This is a genomic window from Marinobacterium lutimaris (genome assembly GCF_900108065.1).
Lineage (GTDB): Bacteria > Pseudomonadota > Gammaproteobacteria > Pseudomonadales > Balneatricaceae > Marinobacterium_D > Marinobacterium_D lutimaris.
This window is the reverse complement of sequence record NZ_FNVQ01000006.1, coordinates 168568-183223: the sequence shown is the minus strand read 5'-3', so window position 1 is coordinate 183223 and position 14656 is coordinate 168568. Positions and strand designations below refer to the sequence as shown.

15 protein-coding genes are annotated in these 14656 nt (G+C 58.2%); 1 reads left to right on the top strand and 14 read right to left on the bottom strand.

The window, feature by feature from the left end; translation table 11 throughout:
- Nucleotides 1-18 precede the first annotated feature (18 nt).
- Nucleotides 19-405: a winged helix-turn-helix transcriptional regulator gene (locus C4S72_RS22315; protein WP_104005408.1), complete on the bottom strand. Its 387-nt coding sequence runs from the start codon at nt 403-405 to the stop codon at nt 19-21.
- Nucleotides 406-610: 205 nt separating this feature from the next.
- Here C4S72_RS22315 and C4S72_RS22310 point away from each other — a divergent pair, with 205 nt between their 5' ends.
- A complete protein-coding gene (locus C4S72_RS22310) occupies nt 611-1222 on the top strand; it encodes an NAD(P)-dependent oxidoreductase (RefSeq protein ID WP_104005407.1) in 612 nt (203 codons plus the stop codon).
- 12 nt (nt 1223-1234) lie between these two features.
- Here C4S72_RS22310 and C4S72_RS22305 read toward each other — a convergent pair whose 3' ends face one another.
- The 13 genes from C4S72_RS22305 to C4S72_RS22245 all read right to left on the bottom strand — a co-directional run bounded on the left by C4S72_RS22305 (nt 1235) and on the right by C4S72_RS22245 (nt 14656).
- The gene (locus tag C4S72_RS22305; protein ID WP_104005406.1) at nt 1235-4306 is read right to left on the bottom strand and encodes an efflux RND transporter permease subunit; all 3072 of its coding nucleotides are present in this window, start codon (nt 4304-4306) and stop codon (nt 1235-1237) included.
- The gene (locus C4S72_RS22300) at nt 4306-5403 is read right to left on the bottom strand and encodes an efflux RND transporter periplasmic adaptor subunit (protein WP_160115573.1); all 1098 of its coding nucleotides are present in this window, start codon (nt 5401-5403) and stop codon (nt 4306-4308) included. The genes C4S72_RS22305 and C4S72_RS22300 overlap by 1 nt, the downstream gene beginning before the upstream one ends.
- 152 nt (nt 5404-5555) lie before the next feature.
- Nucleotides 5556-5981: a F0F1 ATP synthase subunit epsilon gene (locus C4S72_RS22295; RefSeq protein WP_104005404.1), complete on the bottom strand. Its 426-nt coding sequence runs from the start codon at nt 5979-5981 to the stop codon at nt 5556-5558.
- 34 nt (nt 5982-6015) lie between these two features.
- On the bottom strand, nt 6016-7413 hold the full coding sequence (gene atpD / locus C4S72_RS22290; RefSeq protein ID WP_104005403.1) for a F0F1 ATP synthase subunit beta: 1398 nt from the start codon (nt 7411-7413) through the stop codon (nt 6016-6018).
- Nucleotides 7414-7450: 37 nt separating this feature from the next.
- On the bottom strand, nt 7451-8314 hold the full coding sequence (gene atpG / locus C4S72_RS22285; protein ID WP_104005402.1) for a F0F1 ATP synthase subunit gamma: 864 nt from the start codon (nt 8312-8314) through the stop codon (nt 7451-7453).
- Nucleotides 8315-8395: 81 nt separating this feature from the next.
- Complete coding sequence (gene atpA, locus C4S72_RS22280) at nt 8396-9940, bottom strand: F0F1 ATP synthase subunit alpha (RefSeq protein WP_104005401.1); 1545 nt, start codon at nt 9938-9940, stop codon at nt 8396-8398.
- A gap of 15 nt (nt 9941-9955) precedes the next feature.
- The gene (locus tag C4S72_RS22275; RefSeq protein ID WP_104005400.1) at nt 9956-10492 is read right to left on the bottom strand and encodes a F0F1 ATP synthase subunit delta; all 537 of its coding nucleotides are present in this window, start codon (nt 10490-10492) and stop codon (nt 9956-9958) included.
- A gap of 12 nt (nt 10493-10504) precedes the next feature.
- Nucleotides 10505-10975, bottom strand: a complete 471-nt coding sequence (locus tag C4S72_RS22270) for a F0F1 ATP synthase subunit B (protein ID WP_104005399.1) — start codon at nt 10973-10975, stop codon at nt 10505-10507.
- A gap of 70 nt (nt 10976-11045) precedes the next feature.
- The gene (gene atpE, locus C4S72_RS22265; RefSeq protein WP_027853452.1) at nt 11046-11273 is read right to left on the bottom strand and encodes a F0F1 ATP synthase subunit C; all 228 of its coding nucleotides are present in this window, start codon (nt 11271-11273) and stop codon (nt 11046-11048) included.
- A gap of 82 nt (nt 11274-11355) precedes the next feature.
- A complete protein-coding gene (gene atpB, locus C4S72_RS22260) occupies nt 11356-12177 on the bottom strand; it encodes a F0F1 ATP synthase subunit A (protein ID WP_104005398.1) in 822 nt (273 codons plus the stop codon).
- Between the two features lie 16 nt (nt 12178-12193).
- Complete coding sequence (locus C4S72_RS22255) at nt 12194-12640, bottom strand: ATP synthase subunit I (RefSeq protein WP_160115572.1); 447 nt, start codon at nt 12638-12640, stop codon at nt 12194-12196.
- Nucleotides 12641-12938: 298 nt separating this feature from the next.
- A complete protein-coding gene (locus C4S72_RS22250; RefSeq protein ID WP_104005396.1) occupies nt 12939-13847 on the bottom strand; it encodes a ParB/RepB/Spo0J family partition protein in 909 nt (302 codons plus the stop codon).
- A gap of 2 nt (nt 13848-13849) precedes the next feature.
- Complete coding sequence (locus C4S72_RS22245; protein ID WP_104005395.1) at nt 13850-14656, bottom strand: ParA family protein; 807 nt, start codon at nt 14654-14656, stop codon at nt 13850-13852.

Here is a 14656-nt window from a genome sequence, read left to right as displayed (position 1 = left end):
CACTTCGCAGCGACTGTCTCAGCGCGGCTGCTGCCAGCTGTTGTCGGCGGGCGTGTAGGTCTGGCGCGCCTCAACGATGCCGCCATGGTTCGCTTTCGCCCAGTCCACCAACTGCTGCATAGGCACCAGAAAAGAACTGCCCAGCTCGGTCAGCGCGTATTCCACCCTGGGCGGCACCTCGGCATAGAGTGTGCGGGTGACAAAACCATCCTGCTCCAGACGTTTCAGTGTTTTCGACAGCATCTGCTTGGAGATATCACCGATCTCGCGCAGCAACTCGTTAAAGCGGCGCGGCTCCCCCTGCAGCGAGTGCAGCACCAGCAGGCTCCATTGATCGCCGATACGGTCGAGTACATCGCGTATCGGGCAGGGCTGCTCAAAGTTCAGGCTCTTGGAAAGGGGCATGCGTCTACCTCCTCAGAAAGATTTATTGACGGCTTACTCTGGCCTGCGCGCGATTGCGGTTTATCCCAGCAACACAGCAGGTCAGCGCGCAGTGACCTGGTCAGGCTCGGGTGACTTCTTGTTTGCTGATCTCTACAGGCCTAAGGTTAGCCATAGGTCTACAAAATAGACTACCAAAAAACCTAGCCCTTTGTGGAGAAATACCATGCCTAATGTTGCTCTTATCGGCGCCTCCGGCAATGTCGGCAGCCGCCTCCTGAAAGAACTCAGCGACCGTCACCATAAGGTCACTGCCATTGCCCGCCATATCGACAAAATCCCGGCGCTTGAGGGCGTCAGCAGCGTTGCCGCTGACCTCAATGACAGCGCCGCCCTGGCAGATATTCTGCGCGACCATGATGCGGTGATCAGCGCCGTACGTTTTCTCGATGCCGACTTTGACACCCTGGTCGCAGCGGTGCGCGGATCCGGCGTGAAGCGCTACCTGGTGGTCGGCGGTGCAGGTTCCCTGCTGGTGCCCAACGGCGAACGCGTTATCGATCAGCCGGACTTCCCGGAAGAATACAAACCCGAAGCCAGTGCCGGCGCGGTCTTCTTCGATCAGTTGAAGCAGGTGGACGATCTGGAGTGGACCTTCCTGTCGCCGTCAGCGATGTTCGTGCCCGGTGAGCGCACCGGCAGCTTCCGCCTCGGCAAAGACGAGCTGCTGGTCAACGAGAACGGCTCCAGCATCTCCTTCGAGGACTTCGCCATCGCCCTGGTCGATGAGCTGGAAAAACCGGCTAATCTGAAGTCTCGCTTTACCGTTGGCTACTGATAGCTGGTTTTACTAACCCGCCAGGCGACGGCGCAGCCACTGGCGCAGGTTGGACTCCAGCACCAGCATGCAGGGAGTCAGCAGCAGCGTCAGGAAGGTCGCAAAGGCGAGACCACCGGCGATAGCGCTGGAAAGCTGGGTCCACCACTGCGTCGACGGAGCGCCCAGCCCCAGGCTGGGCTCCAGCAGGTTCACGTTGATGCCCAGTACCATCGGCATCAAACCGAGCACCGTGGTCAGTGCGGTCAGCAGCACTGGCCTCAGGCGCAGGCAGCCGGTCTCCAGCGCCGCATCAAAGGGTGAATAACCGTCGTTGATATGCTGGTTGTAGGTATCGATCAGGACGATGTTGTTGTTCACCACGATCCCCGCCAGGGCGATGACGCCCATACCCACCATGACGATGCCGAACGACTGCTGGTTCACCAGCAGCCCGATCAGCACGCCGGCGGTGGAGAACACGATCGCCGACAGCACCAGCAGCGTCTGGTAAAAGCTGTTGAACTGCACCACCAGGATCAGCGTCATCAGAAGCAGCGCCACCAGGAAAGCGCCAACAAGGAAAGTGGCCGCCTCCTGCTGATCCTCCTGCTCACCGGCTACCTCCAGCTCAACACCTTCCGGCAGATCATCTACCGCCGCTGACAGCGCCGCCAGGCGCTCATCCAGGCGGTAGCCTTCGGCCAGATCGGCTTCCAGGGTCAGCGTACGGGAGCCATCGCGATGATTGATGACGCCGGTTTTCTGCGCCGTTTCCAGGGTGACAAACAGCGACAGGGGCACCTGGCCTCGGCTGGTGTTCAGCGTCAGCTGCCGCAGTTGATCCAGGGTGCGCTTGTCCCGCGGCAGGCGCACGCGGATATCCACCTCGTCATCGGCATCCGCCGGCCGGTAGGTGGTCAGCAGCAGTCCCTGGGTCACCAGCTGGATGGCGTTGCCGATACTGGCCACGTCGGCACCGAAACGCGCCGCCGCCTCGCGGTCCACGTTCAGGCGCCATTCGATGCCCGGCAGGGTGCGGTCATCCTCGATATCGATAAAGCCGCCCAGCTGCTGCATCTGCAAGCGCACCTGGTCCACGGCGCGGGAGCTGGCTTCGCTGTCGTTGGATACAAAATGCAGCTGCACCGGCTTGCCCTCGGTGGGGCCATCCTCCTGTTTGCGAAACTCCAGACTGAGACCGGCCATATCCGCGGTTCTCTGCTGCATATCCTGCAGAATCAGGGTGGCCGGGCGGCGCTGCTCCCAGTCGATAAACTGGAACTGCAACACTCCGATCACATCCTCCTGCTGCTGGCTGTCGGCGCTGACCTGGGAGCGAGCGTAAAGCGCCTCGATCTCCGGCATCCCCATCAGACGCTGCTCCACGCGCTGCACCAGTTCATCGCGCTCATAAACCGACAGATCCCCACGGGCATGCACCAGCACCTGGGCGGATTCCGGCTCGGTTTCCGGGAAGAACTCCACGCCGTGATTGAAACGGACATAGGTGAGGTACACCAGCAGCATCACAACCAGGCTGGCCGCCAGTGCCAGCGCAGGACGCTTTAGCAGAGCGGCGAGAAAGGCGCGGTAGCGACGCGACAGACTGTTCTGCTGCGGTGGCTTCGCCGCGCCCTTGCCGCCGGCGAGACTCCCCAGCACCGGCAGAAACACCAGCGCCATCGCCAGCGAAGCCAGCAGGCAGACGATCACCGTGGCCGGCAGGTATTTCATAAACTCACCGACGATACCCGGCCAGAACAGCAGCGGCAGGAACACCATCAGGGTGGTGGCCGTAGAGGCGATCACCGGCCAGGACATGCGGATAGCCGCCTGGCTCCAGGCAGCGCTGGGATTGAGCCCCTGCTCCCGATTACGATCCGCCAGTTCAGAGACGACGATAGCGCCATCCACCAGCATCCCCGCCACCAGGATCAACGAGAACAGCACGATAATGTTCAGCGTGAAACCGAGCAGCTGGATCATCAGCAGCCCGGCCAGGAAGGCTCCCGGGATCGTCAGCCCCACCAGCAGCGCAGGCCTTGGGCCCATCGCCACCAGCATCACCAGCAGCACCAGGATCACCGCCGTCAGCACGTTGTTAAGCAGGTCGGTGAGCAGATCCTGCACCTCGGTGGACTGATCGGTGATCGTGGTGATCTTCAGCGCCTGCGGCAGCGACGGCTCGGCCTCGGCCAGCAGGGCTTTTACCTGATCGATGGTCTCGACAATATTGGCGCCTGCCCGTTTTGATACCTCAAGCACCAGCGCCGGCTGGCCGTTAAGGCGGGCGAAACCGGTGGGATCCTTGAAGGTGCGGCGCACGCTGGCCACCTCGTTAAAGGTCACCACCGAATCGCCATCCACCTTCACCGGCATGCTCATCAGGTCTTCAAGATCACTGATCACGCCGGGGACCTTCAGCGTCAGTCGCCCGGAGCCGGTGTCGATGCTGCCAGCCGCCACCAGGCGGTTGTTATTGCTGACCAGCGAATAGAGGCTCGAGTAATCGACGCCGTAGCCGGCCAGCACCTGCGGATCCACGGTGATCTCCAGGAGATCCTCGCGATCACCGCCGATATCGACCTCGAGCACCTCAGGAATCGCCTCGATATGGTCGCGTAGCTGCCGGGCGATATAGACCATCTGCTCCGGCGCGATCGGTCCCGACAACCCCAGAGTCAGCACAGGAAATTCGGAAATGTTGATCTCATCGACACTGGGCTCGTCCGCTTCCGAGGGCAGATCGCTTTTCACCGTGTCCACCTTGTCGCGCACATCCTGCAGCGCCAGGTCCGGATCGAAGCCGGCATCGAACTCCAGCAGCACCGAGGCGTGGCCCTCGGCGGCGAAGGAGGTCATCTCCTTGATCCCCTCCAGCGAGCGCAGCTCCTGCTCCAGCGGCCGCACCAGCAGACGCTCGGCATCCTCGGGGCTGACGCCATCCAGGGTTACCGAGACATAGATATAGGGGATGGTGACATCGGGGTTGGCCTCACGCGGCAGGGTCTGAAAGGCAACCAGACCGCCAGCGATAATCAGCACCAGCAGCAGTACCGACGCCCGGGCCCGGGCGATTGCGGCTTCGATCAGGGCTTTCATCAGCGGCTTCCCTGCTCCACGCTCTCTTCAAGCGGGACCGGATTGACCTGCTGGCCCTCTTCGGCAAAACCGGCACCCAGGGTAATCAGGCGTTCCTCTTCCTCAAGCCCGGATACCCAGGCCTGAGTCATCTCGCCACTGAGCAGTTTCACCGGGCGGAAATGAACACGGTTGTCGGCGTCCAGTACTCTCACGCCAACCTGGTTATGGTCATCCAGCGTCAGCAGTGCCGCCGATAACCGGTGTGCCTGTACCTCACCGGTATCGATAGTCATCGACGCACTCGCACCGGCGATACGGCGGGCATCCGGGTTCTGTACGATCGCTTCGATCTGGTAGCTGCGAGTCTCTTCGTCGGCGCTGAAAGCGATAAAGTTCAGCTCGCCCTCAAGAAGGCTGCCATCGAGTAGACGCACCCTCACCTTCTGGCCCAGTGCCAGTTCGGCCACATCCTGCTGCGCCACCCAGGCGCGAACCTTCAGAGTACTGATGTCCACCAGGCGTCCCCAGCTGTCACCGATACTCAGGTAATCGCCGGGGTCCACATCGAGGCGGTCGACAACACCGCTGAACGGCGCAACGGGACGGGTACGGGAGAGCCCCAGACGAGCCTCCTCCAGCACCAGCTTTGCATCGGCTACTTCGCTGGCCAGGCGCAGCACATCACTGCGCGTACTGCCACCGGCATCCACCAGACGCTGATTGGCGCTCAGGTCCTGCTGTTTGTAGTGCAGGTCCGCTTCGGCCTGAGCCAACTGGGCCTTGCGTGCATCCTGATCCAGCTGCAACAGCAGGTCCCCCTCGGCAACCTGGTCACCCTTGCTTACCGGCAGCGACAGCACGCGCGCTGCCACTTCGGCACGCAGATCAACCGAGTAGTTAGGTTCAACCTGGCCCTGTATCTCCAGGGTTTTGGTGTAGGGTAGCGCGCGACTTTCGCTGAACTGCACGGAGATCAGACTGGCGGCTTCAGTCTCGGGCTGAGGCGGGGCATCGTCCCGCGCGGCTTTGATATCGAAGCGAAGCACCCACACCAGCGCAACGACGGCGATAACGGCATAGGTGAGTAATTTGAGCAGTTTCCCTTTTGCTGGCACGGCGACAATTCCCTGACCCGGTAACGAACGGAGGAGCCTCAGGTGCAGATTACCTCAACTGGGTAATCCCTTTCATGTGCTGGGGAAAGTTTAACGGAAGGGAAAAATAAAAAAGGCAGCCGAAGCTGCCTTTCCTGATCGCTGCAACGAGCTTATTTGCCCGATTTGCGACGAATCTGCTGCAGTGTGCGGAGCTGCGCGGCAGCTTCCGCCAGCTGAGCGGCGGCCCGGGAGTATTCAAACTCGCCAGACTTGTCAGCCATTGCATGCTCTGCGTGTTTCTTGGCCTCGATAGCAGCGGCCTCACTCAGATCAGCGGCGTGGGCAGCAGTATCTGCCAGTACCGTAATCTTGTGCGGCTGTACTTCAAGGAAACCACCGGACACGTAGAACACGTCTTCCTCACCGCCCTGCTTGCGCAGCTCGACAGGGCCTGGTTTCAGTTCCGTCAGAAGCGGAGCGTGACCCGGGAAAATACCCAGGTCACCCAGGCTACCTGTTGCGGAGACGAATTCGATCAGGCCTGAGAAGATCTCTTCTTCGGCACTCACGATATCGCAATGAACAGTCATAGCCATCTTGGTTACCTCTTAAAGGTTTCTACGGAACCGCTTACAGGCTCTTAGCTTTCTCTACAGCTTCGTCGATAGTACCGACCATGTAGAACGCCTGCTCCGGCAGCTCGTCGTACTGACCTTCGAGGATGCCTTTGAAGCCGCTAATGGTGTCTTTCAGCGATACGTACTTACCCGGAGAACCGGTGAAGACTTCCGCTACAAAGAACGGCTGAGACAGGAAGCGCTGGATCTTACGCGCACGGGATACGATCTGCTTGTCTTCTTCAGACAGCTCGTCCATACCCAGGATCGCGATGATGTCCTTCAGCTCCTTGTAACGCTGCAGGGTAGACTGCACGCCACGAGCGATCTCATAGTGTTCCTGACCGATAACCAGCGGATCCAGCTGACGAGAGGTGGAATCCAGCGGGTCGATCGCCGGGTAGATACCCAGCTCCGCGATCTGACGAGACAGTACGACGGTCGCGTCAAGGTGGGAGAAGGTGGTCGCCGGAGACGGGTCAGTCAAGTCATCCGCCGGTACGTATACCGCCTGGATAGAAGTGATAGAACCGGTCTTGGTGGAGGTGATACGTTCCTGCAGAACGCCCATCTCTTCCGCCAGTGTCGGCTGGTAACCTACCGCAGAAGGCATACGACCCAGCAGTGCAGATACCTCGGTACCCGCCAGGGTGTAACGGTAGATGTTGTCGACGAACAACAGTACGTCACGACCTTCGTCACGGAACTTCTCAGCCATGGTCAGGCCGGTCAGGGCTACACGCAGACGGTTGCCAGGCGGCTCGTTCATCTGACCGTAGACCATCGCTACCTTGGACTGATCGAACTGCTCGACGTTAACAACGCCAGCTTCCTGCATCTCGTGGTAGAAGTCGTTACCCTCACGAGTACGCTCACCTACACCTGCGAATACAGACAGACCGGAGTGCTGACGGGCGATGTTGTTGATCAGCTCCATCATGTTTACGGTCTTACCTACACCGGCACCACCGAACAGACCAACCTTACCACCCTTGGCGAACGGGCAAACCAGGTCGATAACCTTGATGCCGGTTTCCAGCAGTTCGTTGGAAGAAGCCTGATCAGCGTAAGACGGTGCTTTACGGTGAATAGGATAACGCTCCTGTTCACCGATCGGGCCACACTCGTCGATCGGGTTACCCAGTACGTCCATGATACGGCCCAGAGTTTCGATACCTACAGGTACGGAAACCGGTGCGCCAGTATTGGACACTTCCAGACCACGGGCTACGCCTTCGGTCTGACCCATTGCAATGCCTCGTACGACACCGTCGCCCAGCTGCTGCTGAACTTCCAGTGTCAGGCCGGTTTTATCGACGACCAGTGCGTCGTAAACCTTCGGTACGCTGTCACGCGGGAATTCCACGTCGACGACCGCACCGATAATCTGAACAATACGTCCGCTACTCATGTTCGGATCCTCTTAACATTTAAACCTGTTCACTGCATCAAACAGCAGCAGCACCACCGACGATCTCGGAGATTTCCTGAGTGATCGCCGCCTGACGGGCTTTGTTGTAAACCAATTGCAGCTCATCGATCAGGTTGCCGGCGTTGTCTGTTGCGTTCTTCATCGCCAGCATACGTGCTGCCTGTTCACAGGCGTTATTCTCAACCACTGCCTGGTAAACCAGAGACTCGATATAACGTTTGAGCAGGCCATTCAGCAGCTCTTTCGCGTCCGGTTCATACAGATAGTCCCAGTGGTGGCTGAGCTTCTCTTCGTCTTCACCTGCCTGAAGCGGCAACAGCTGTTGAACAGCGGGCTTCTGGGTCATCGTGTTCACAAAATCGTTGGACACGACGTACAACTTATCCAGTTTGCCTTCGTCAAAGCTGTCCAGCATCACCTTCACGGAGCCCAGCAGCTGGCCTAGCTCGGGTGCATCACCCAGGCCGCCTTTCGCTGCCACGACGTTGCCGCCGTAGTTCCGGAAGAAGCTGATCGCCTTGGAGCCCAGTGCACAGATGTCGATCTCGACGTTCTGCTCTTTGAACTCCTTCATCTTGGCAATGGCTGCCTTGAACATGTTGACGTTCAGGCCGCCACAGAGGCCGCGGTCAGAAGCGACGATAATGAAACCGACGCGCTTGACCTCACGCTCCTGCATGTAGAGGTGACGGTATTCAGGATTGGCTTTCGCCAGATGCTGAACCACACCACGGATGCTTTGGGCGTACGGACGTGAAGACTGCATGCGATCCTGGGCCTTGCGCATTTTCGACGCAGCAACCATTTCCATGGCGCTGGTGATCTTGCGCGTGCTGCCGATGCTCGCGATTTGCGTCTTAATCTCTTTTCCGACTGCCATAGTTCCGCCTATTAAACTTGTCTCAGTACAGGCCGGTCAGGGACCGGCCCCCGACTCTGACATAAGGTTCTGTCAGAGCACTTACCAAGTTTGGGTAGACTTGAACTTCTCGATGCCGGCTTTGAAGGACGCAGCGATTTCGTCGTTGTAATCGCCCTTCTCGTTGACCTTCGCCATCAGATCAGCGTGTTCGCTGTTGAAGTAGGAGATCAGAGCCGCTTCGAAAGCACCGATTTTGTCCAGTTCCACGCCTTTCAGGAAACCTTCGTTCGCCGCGTACAGGCTCAGGCCCATCTCAGCGACGGACATCGGCGAGTACTGCTTCTGCTTCATCAGCTCGGTAACAGCCTGACCATGCTCGAGCTGAGCACGGGTAGCTTCATCGAGGTCAGAAGCGAACTGAGCGAATGCCGCCAGCTCACGGTACTGTGCCAGTGCCAGACGTACACCACCACCAAGCTTCTTGATGATCTTGGTCTGGGCGGAACCACCAACTCGGGATACGGAAAGACCCGCGTTGATCGCCGGACGTACACCGGAGTTGAACAGGCTGGTTTCCAGGAAGATCTGACCGTCGGTAATGGAGATTACGTTGGTCGGAACGAACGCGGAAACGTCGCCACCCTGGGTTTCGATGATCGGCAGCGCGGTCAGAGAACCGGTTTTGCCTTTCACTTCGCCCTTGGTGAACTCTTCTACGTAGTCGGCGTTAACGCGCGCAGCACGCTCGAGCAGACGGGAGTGCAAGTAGAAGACGTCACCCGGGTAAGCTTCACGGCCCGGCGGACGACGCAGCAGCAGGGAGATCTGACGATACGCCCACGCCTGCTTGGTCAGGTCATCATAGATGATCAGAGCATCTTCACCGCGGTCACGGAAGTATTCACCCATGGTCGCGCCCGCGTACGGAGCCAGGTACTGCATTGCTGCAGGATCGGCCGCGCCAGCTGCGATCACGATGGTGTGGTCCATAGCGCCGTGTTCTTCGAGCTTACGCACGACGTTGGCGATAGTGGACTGCTTCTGACCGATGGCAACGTAGATACATTTGATGCCAGTGTCTTTCTGGTTGATGATCGCGTCGATCGCGATAGCGGTCTTACCGATCTGACGGTCACCGATGATCAGCTCACGCTGACCACGGCCAACCGGGACCATGGCGTCGATCGCTTTCAGACCGATCTGAACCGGCTGATCAACCGACTGACGGGCGATAACGCCCGGTGCTACTTTTTCTACGGCGTCGGTCAGTTTGGTTTCGACCGGACCTTTACCGTCGATCGGGTTACCCAGTGCGTCTACAACGCGACCGAGCAGTTCCGGACCAACCGGTACTTCAAGGATACGACCAGTACACTTGGCGGTCATACCTTCGACCAGAGTCTGGTAGTCGCCCAGTACTACGGCGCCGACAGAGTCACGCTCCAGGTTCAGTGCCATACCGTAGACACCGCCCGGGAATTCGATCATTTCGCCGTACATTACGTCGGCGAGACCGTGGATCAGGATGATACCGTCGGAAACGCTGACGATAGTGCCCTCGTTACGGGCTTCAGAAGTCACATCGAGCTTCTCGATGCGCTTCTTGAGAATCTCGCTGATCTCAGATGGATTCAGTTGCTGCATTGTTATTCCTCACACTCAGGAATTCATCGCTTCGGCCAGTTTCGCCAGTCGTGCACGAACAGAACCGTCGATCACAAGGTCATTGGAGCGAATGACGACACCGCCAAGGATGGACTTGTCCACCTGGGAGGAGATCTTCACATCGCGACCCAACTTGGTGCTGAGCGCCTGAGCCAGTTTCTGCTGCTGGGCATCGTCCAGTTCGAAGGCGGTGGTCAGGTCGATATCAACCGACTTTTCCTGTGCTGCCTTGAGCTGATCGAACTGCAGAGAAATCTCCGGAAGCAGCGCGAGACGCTGTTTTTCCGCCAGCAGGAACGCAAAGTTCTTGCCGGCATCATCCATCTGCTCTTCGCAGACAGAAATCAGCACCTCGGCTTTCTGACCGGATGTCAGGGCCGGGTTGTTCAGCACCTGGGCCATGGTGCTGTCCTTAACCACCAGAGCGGCGGTGGACAGCATCGTAGACCACTGATCGAGGCTACCCTTATCGCGCGCGTACTCGAACGCGGCTTTGGTGTAGGGCCGAGCGACTGTATTGAGTTCAGCCATCGTTAACCTCGCTTAAAGCTCCGCGGCCAGTTTCTCAACCAGCTGTGCGTGCGCTTTCTCGTCAACAGAGGCTTCCAGGATCTTTTCAGCACCGGCAATTGCCAGCGTAGCCACCTGAGCGCGGAGTGCTTCCTTCGCCCGGTTAACTTCCTGCTCGATTTCAGCCTGGGCAGAAGCTTTTACGCGATCAGCTTCTTCGCGCGCTTTGTCCTTGGCTTCATCGACGATCTGGTTAGCCCGCTTGTTGGCCTGTTCAATGATGGCGGCTGCCTCTTCCTTGCTTTTACGCATGTCTGCGGCGGCTTTTTCTTGAGCCAGTCGCAGGTCGCGCTCTGCACGGTCGGCCGCATCAAGACCTTCGGCAATCTTCTTCTTACGCTCAGCCAGCGCACCGGTGATCGGCGGCCAGACGTATTTCATGCAAAATACGACGAAGAGGAAGAATGCAATGGCCTGACCAATGATGGTGAGATTGATATTCACGCCATTACCTCTCGCGGTTGTTGATTAAGTAGTTGGTACCCGACATTGGGTAAAACGCCATTTCTACTTATTAAGCAACAGCGAACAGGACGTACAGACCCAGACCAACACCGATCATCGGGATCGCGTCGACCAGGCCCATTACGATGAAGAACTGGGTGCGCAGCAGCGGTACCAGTTCCGGCTGACGCGCAGCGCCTTCCAGGAACTTACCACCGAGGATACCGATACCAATAGCGGCACCGATTGCAGCCAGACCCATCATCAGAGCAGCAGCGATATACAGCAGTTCAGCCATTTTTTTTCTCCAGCAATTTCAAGGTTTAAGTTGAAGTTAAAGTTTTAAAACGAACTCGGTTTTTATCTATCCGTCACTACGCTTAGTGATGATCGTGAGCCATCGCCAGGTACACGATCGTCAACACCATGAAGATGAACGCCTGCAGCGTAATAACCAGGATGTGGAAGATCGCCCAGGGAACGGACAGGATCCACTGCGCCCAGAAAGGCAGCAGAGCGATCAGGATGAAAATCATCTCGCCAGCGTACATGTTACCGAACAGTCGCAGGGCCAGAGAGACCGGCTTGGCCAGCAGGCCAACCAGCTCGAGGAACAGGTTGAAAGGCGCGAAGATCTTCGGCAGCGGCTGGAACGCCAGCTCGCCGATGAAGCCGCCAATGCCCTTCATTTTGATGCTGTAGTAAACGATCAGGAACAGCACGCTGATAGCCATGCCGCCAGTAGCGTTTACGTCGGTGGTCGGAACCACTTTCATGAAGTGGATACCCATTTCACCGGCCACGAACGGAATCCAGTCAACCGGCACCAGGTCCATCAGGTTCATCAGGAAAACCCAGACGAAGATGGTCAGCGCCAGCGGAGCGATCACGGCATTTTTATGGGAGAAGATGCTCTTCACGTTGTCGTCGACGAATTCGATGATCGATTCGACGAAGTTCTGCGCGCCGCTCGGCACGTCAGAGGTCACTTTTTTGGCGACCTTGTTGAAGAACCATACGAAAAGTACACCCAGGGCCACGGACCAGAACATGGTGTCCACGTTGATCGCCCAGAAGCCCATTTGAGCAGCTTCAGCGGCACTGTGTGCGAATCCCCAGCCGTGCTCCGGGTGGTTACCGAAGGTCAGGTTGGTCAGGTGGTGCGATATATATTCTGAGGATGTAACTGTTCCACTCGCCATTCTCAGTCTCTCATTGTCAAAGTTTCAGGAAACGGTTATTCAGCCTCCACTGCAGCATCCACCCCGATAGTTGCAGCAGTATGAAGGTGAGAAATAGGGGAAATGGGCTCAGCGGCTTTACCAGCACAAAAGTTGCGCTGAACAGGCCTGCTGCCAAAACCATTTTCCCTATTTCACTGGAATAGAGACTGATCACGACCTGCTGAGCTGTCTCGGCCGGTCGTTTACTGAAGAGCACGCGCCAGGTGAAATAGAGGTTGGGCAGCAGATACAGCATACCGCCAAGCAATGCCGAATATGCCTCAACCGGGCCTTTGACAAGACAGGCTGCCGCCACAACGGCCAGTACACCAGTCTGGATCAGATAAACCTTGAGAAACGCCTGCCTGCTGCGTTTTTGCAGCCGCCCGCTACGTACTACGGGTTGAGTATTTGGCTGCTCGCTCGGCCCTGATCTTTGCAAAAGGCACCCTATTTCGGACGCAAAGTCCCCTTCAAATAGCGGCAAGATTATAGGGTCTAAGGGGGCTGCACTCAATAAAAGGTTGTAGTTTTTGCACTAAGGTCTTACCGGTGAGCACTAAAGCAGGGCGTCAATCAGGCCCCGGGGCCGCTGCGGCAGTGCTTAGGGTGGGGAGGGCTGCTGAAAAAAATTTACCTGCAATTCAACTTTTTGCCAGCAGGCGCTCACTGGATCTGTACCGATCAGCCACAAAAAAGGAGCCAGAACGGCTCCTCTCGCTGTTTTTCTACGCGAAAATTTAGCGCAGCAGGTCCAGAATTGCTTCCAGTTCCTCTTCTGACTTGAAGTTCAGGCTGATGCTGCCCTTGCCCTTGTCGTTGGCTTTCACCTGAACCGGCACCGAGAAACGGCGGCTCAGCTCGCTCGACAGTGATTTACAGCGCTCACTGGGCTCGGGTTTCGGCTTGGGCTGGTTCCGGCCTTCTGAGATCTTGCGCACCAGTGCCTCGGTCTGGCGTACAGACAGACCTTTGCCAACCACCTCTCTACCCGCTTCGATCTGCAGCTCCGGATTCAGCGGCAGCAATGCACGGGCGTGGCCCATCTCCAGATCGCCATGTTCGAGCAGGGTTTTGACCTCATCGGTGAGGTTCATCAGGCGCAGCAAGTTGGTGATGGTGGAGCGGGATTTACCCACCGCATCGGCGACCTGCTGCTGGGTCAGTTCAAACTCGGTCTGCAGACGATGCAGAGCGATCGCCTCTTCCATCGGGTTGAGGTTCTCGCGCTGGATATTTTCGATCAGCGCCATCGCTATGGCAGCTTCATCGGGGACATCGCGAATAATCACCGGCAGCGCATCGAGCCCCGCCATCTGGGCGGCGCGCCAGCGGCGCTCACCGGCGATAATCTCGTACATCTCGTCATCCACGGGACGGATAACGATCGGCTGCATCACGCCCTGCAGCTTGATCGAAGCGGCCAGGTCCTCAAGCGCCTGGGGTTCCAGATCGCGACGCGGCTGGTAGCGACCACGCTGAATGCGGCCCACCGCCATCATCATCAGGTCGCCATCGACCGGCTTGCGCTCTTCAGTCCCGGCCGCGGCTTCAACCGCAGGCTCGATGGAAACCTCTTCCGCTTCCGGGCTCACGCTCGATAGCAAGGCATCCAGACCACGCCCCAGTCCACGCTTTTTGACAGCCATGTTCAGTCTTCCTGTTCAGTGGCCAGGTCTTCGCTGGCCAGCTCCTGCTCGGTACGGCGGATCAGCTCACCGGCCAGTGCCAGGTAAGCCAGGGCTCCGCGTGAATTCTTGTCGTACTGCAACGCCGGCATACCGTGGCTGGGCGCTTCTGCCAGGCGCACGTTACGAGGAATCACGGTACGGTAGACCTTGTCGCCAAAGTACTCGACCAGGTGATCGGAAACATCCTTGGTCAGGCTCATGCGCGGGTCGAACATGGTGCGCAGTATGCCCTCGATCTTCAGCTTGGGATTGAGACGCTGGTTGATCTTGTCGATGGTGCCGACCAGGGCGCTGATCCCCTCCAGCGCGTAATACTCGCACTGCATCGGAATGATCACGCCATGGGAGGCCGACAGGGCGTTCACCGTCAGCAGGTTCAGCGACGGCGGGTTATCGATAAGAATAAAATCGTAACGATCCATCACTGGCAGCAGCGCCATTTTCAGGCGAAATTCGCGGCGCGGCAGCTGCAGCAGCTCCACCTCGGCCGCGGTCAGATCCCCATTGGCGCCGATCAGGTCGTATTTCACCGACAGATCACTGAGGATCGCCTCTTCGGCGCTGGCCTGATCGGTCAGCAACTCGTAAACCGAGGTTTCCAGCTGATGCTTGTCGGCTCCGCTGCCCATGGTCGCATTGCCCTGGGGATCGAGATCGATCATCAGCACGCGTTTGCGGGTGGCCGCCAGTGACGCGGCCAGGTTTACCGCAGTCGTCGTCTTGCCGACACCGCCTTTCTGGTTGGTGATCGTGAGGATTTTCGCCAC

Coding starts and splice junctions, on each gene's coding strand:
- C4S72_RS22315 (WP_104005408.1), bottom strand. CDS start 405: ATGCCCCTTTCCAAGAGCCTGAACTTTGAGCAGCCCTGCCCGATACGC.
- C4S72_RS22310 (WP_104005407.1), top strand. CDS start 611: ATGCCTAATGTTGCTCTTATCGGCGCCTCCGGCAATGTCGGCAGCCGC.
- C4S72_RS22305 (WP_104005406.1), bottom strand. CDS start 4,306: ATGAAAGCCCTGATCGAAGCCGCAATCGCCCGGGCCCGGGCGTCGGTA.
- C4S72_RS22295 (WP_104005404.1), bottom strand. CDS start 5,981: ATGGCTATGACTGTTCATTGCGATATCGTGAGTGCCGAAGAAGAGATC.
- atpD (WP_104005403.1), bottom strand. CDS start 7,413: ATGAGTAGCGGACGTATTGTTCAGATTATCGGTGCGGTCGTCGACGTG.
- atpG (WP_104005402.1), bottom strand. CDS start 8,314: ATGGCAGTCGGAAAAGAGATTAAGACGCAAATCGCGAGCATCGGCAGC.
- atpA (WP_104005401.1), bottom strand. CDS start 9,940: ATGCAGCAACTGAATCCATCTGAGATCAGCGAGATTCTCAAGAAGCGC.
- C4S72_RS22275 (WP_104005400.1), bottom strand. CDS start 10,492: ATGGCTGAACTCAATACAGTCGCTCGGCCCTACACCAAAGCCGCGTTC.
- atpE (WP_027853452.1), bottom strand. CDS start 11,273: ATGGCTGAACTGCTGTATATCGCTGCTGCTCTGATGATGGGTCTGGCT.
- atpB (WP_104005398.1), bottom strand. CDS start 12,177: ATGGCGAGTGGAACAGTTACATCCTCAGAATATATATCGCACCACCTG.
- C4S72_RS22250 (WP_104005396.1), bottom strand. CDS start 13,847: ATGGCTGTCAAAAAGCGTGGACTGGGGCGTGGTCTGGATGCCTTGCTA.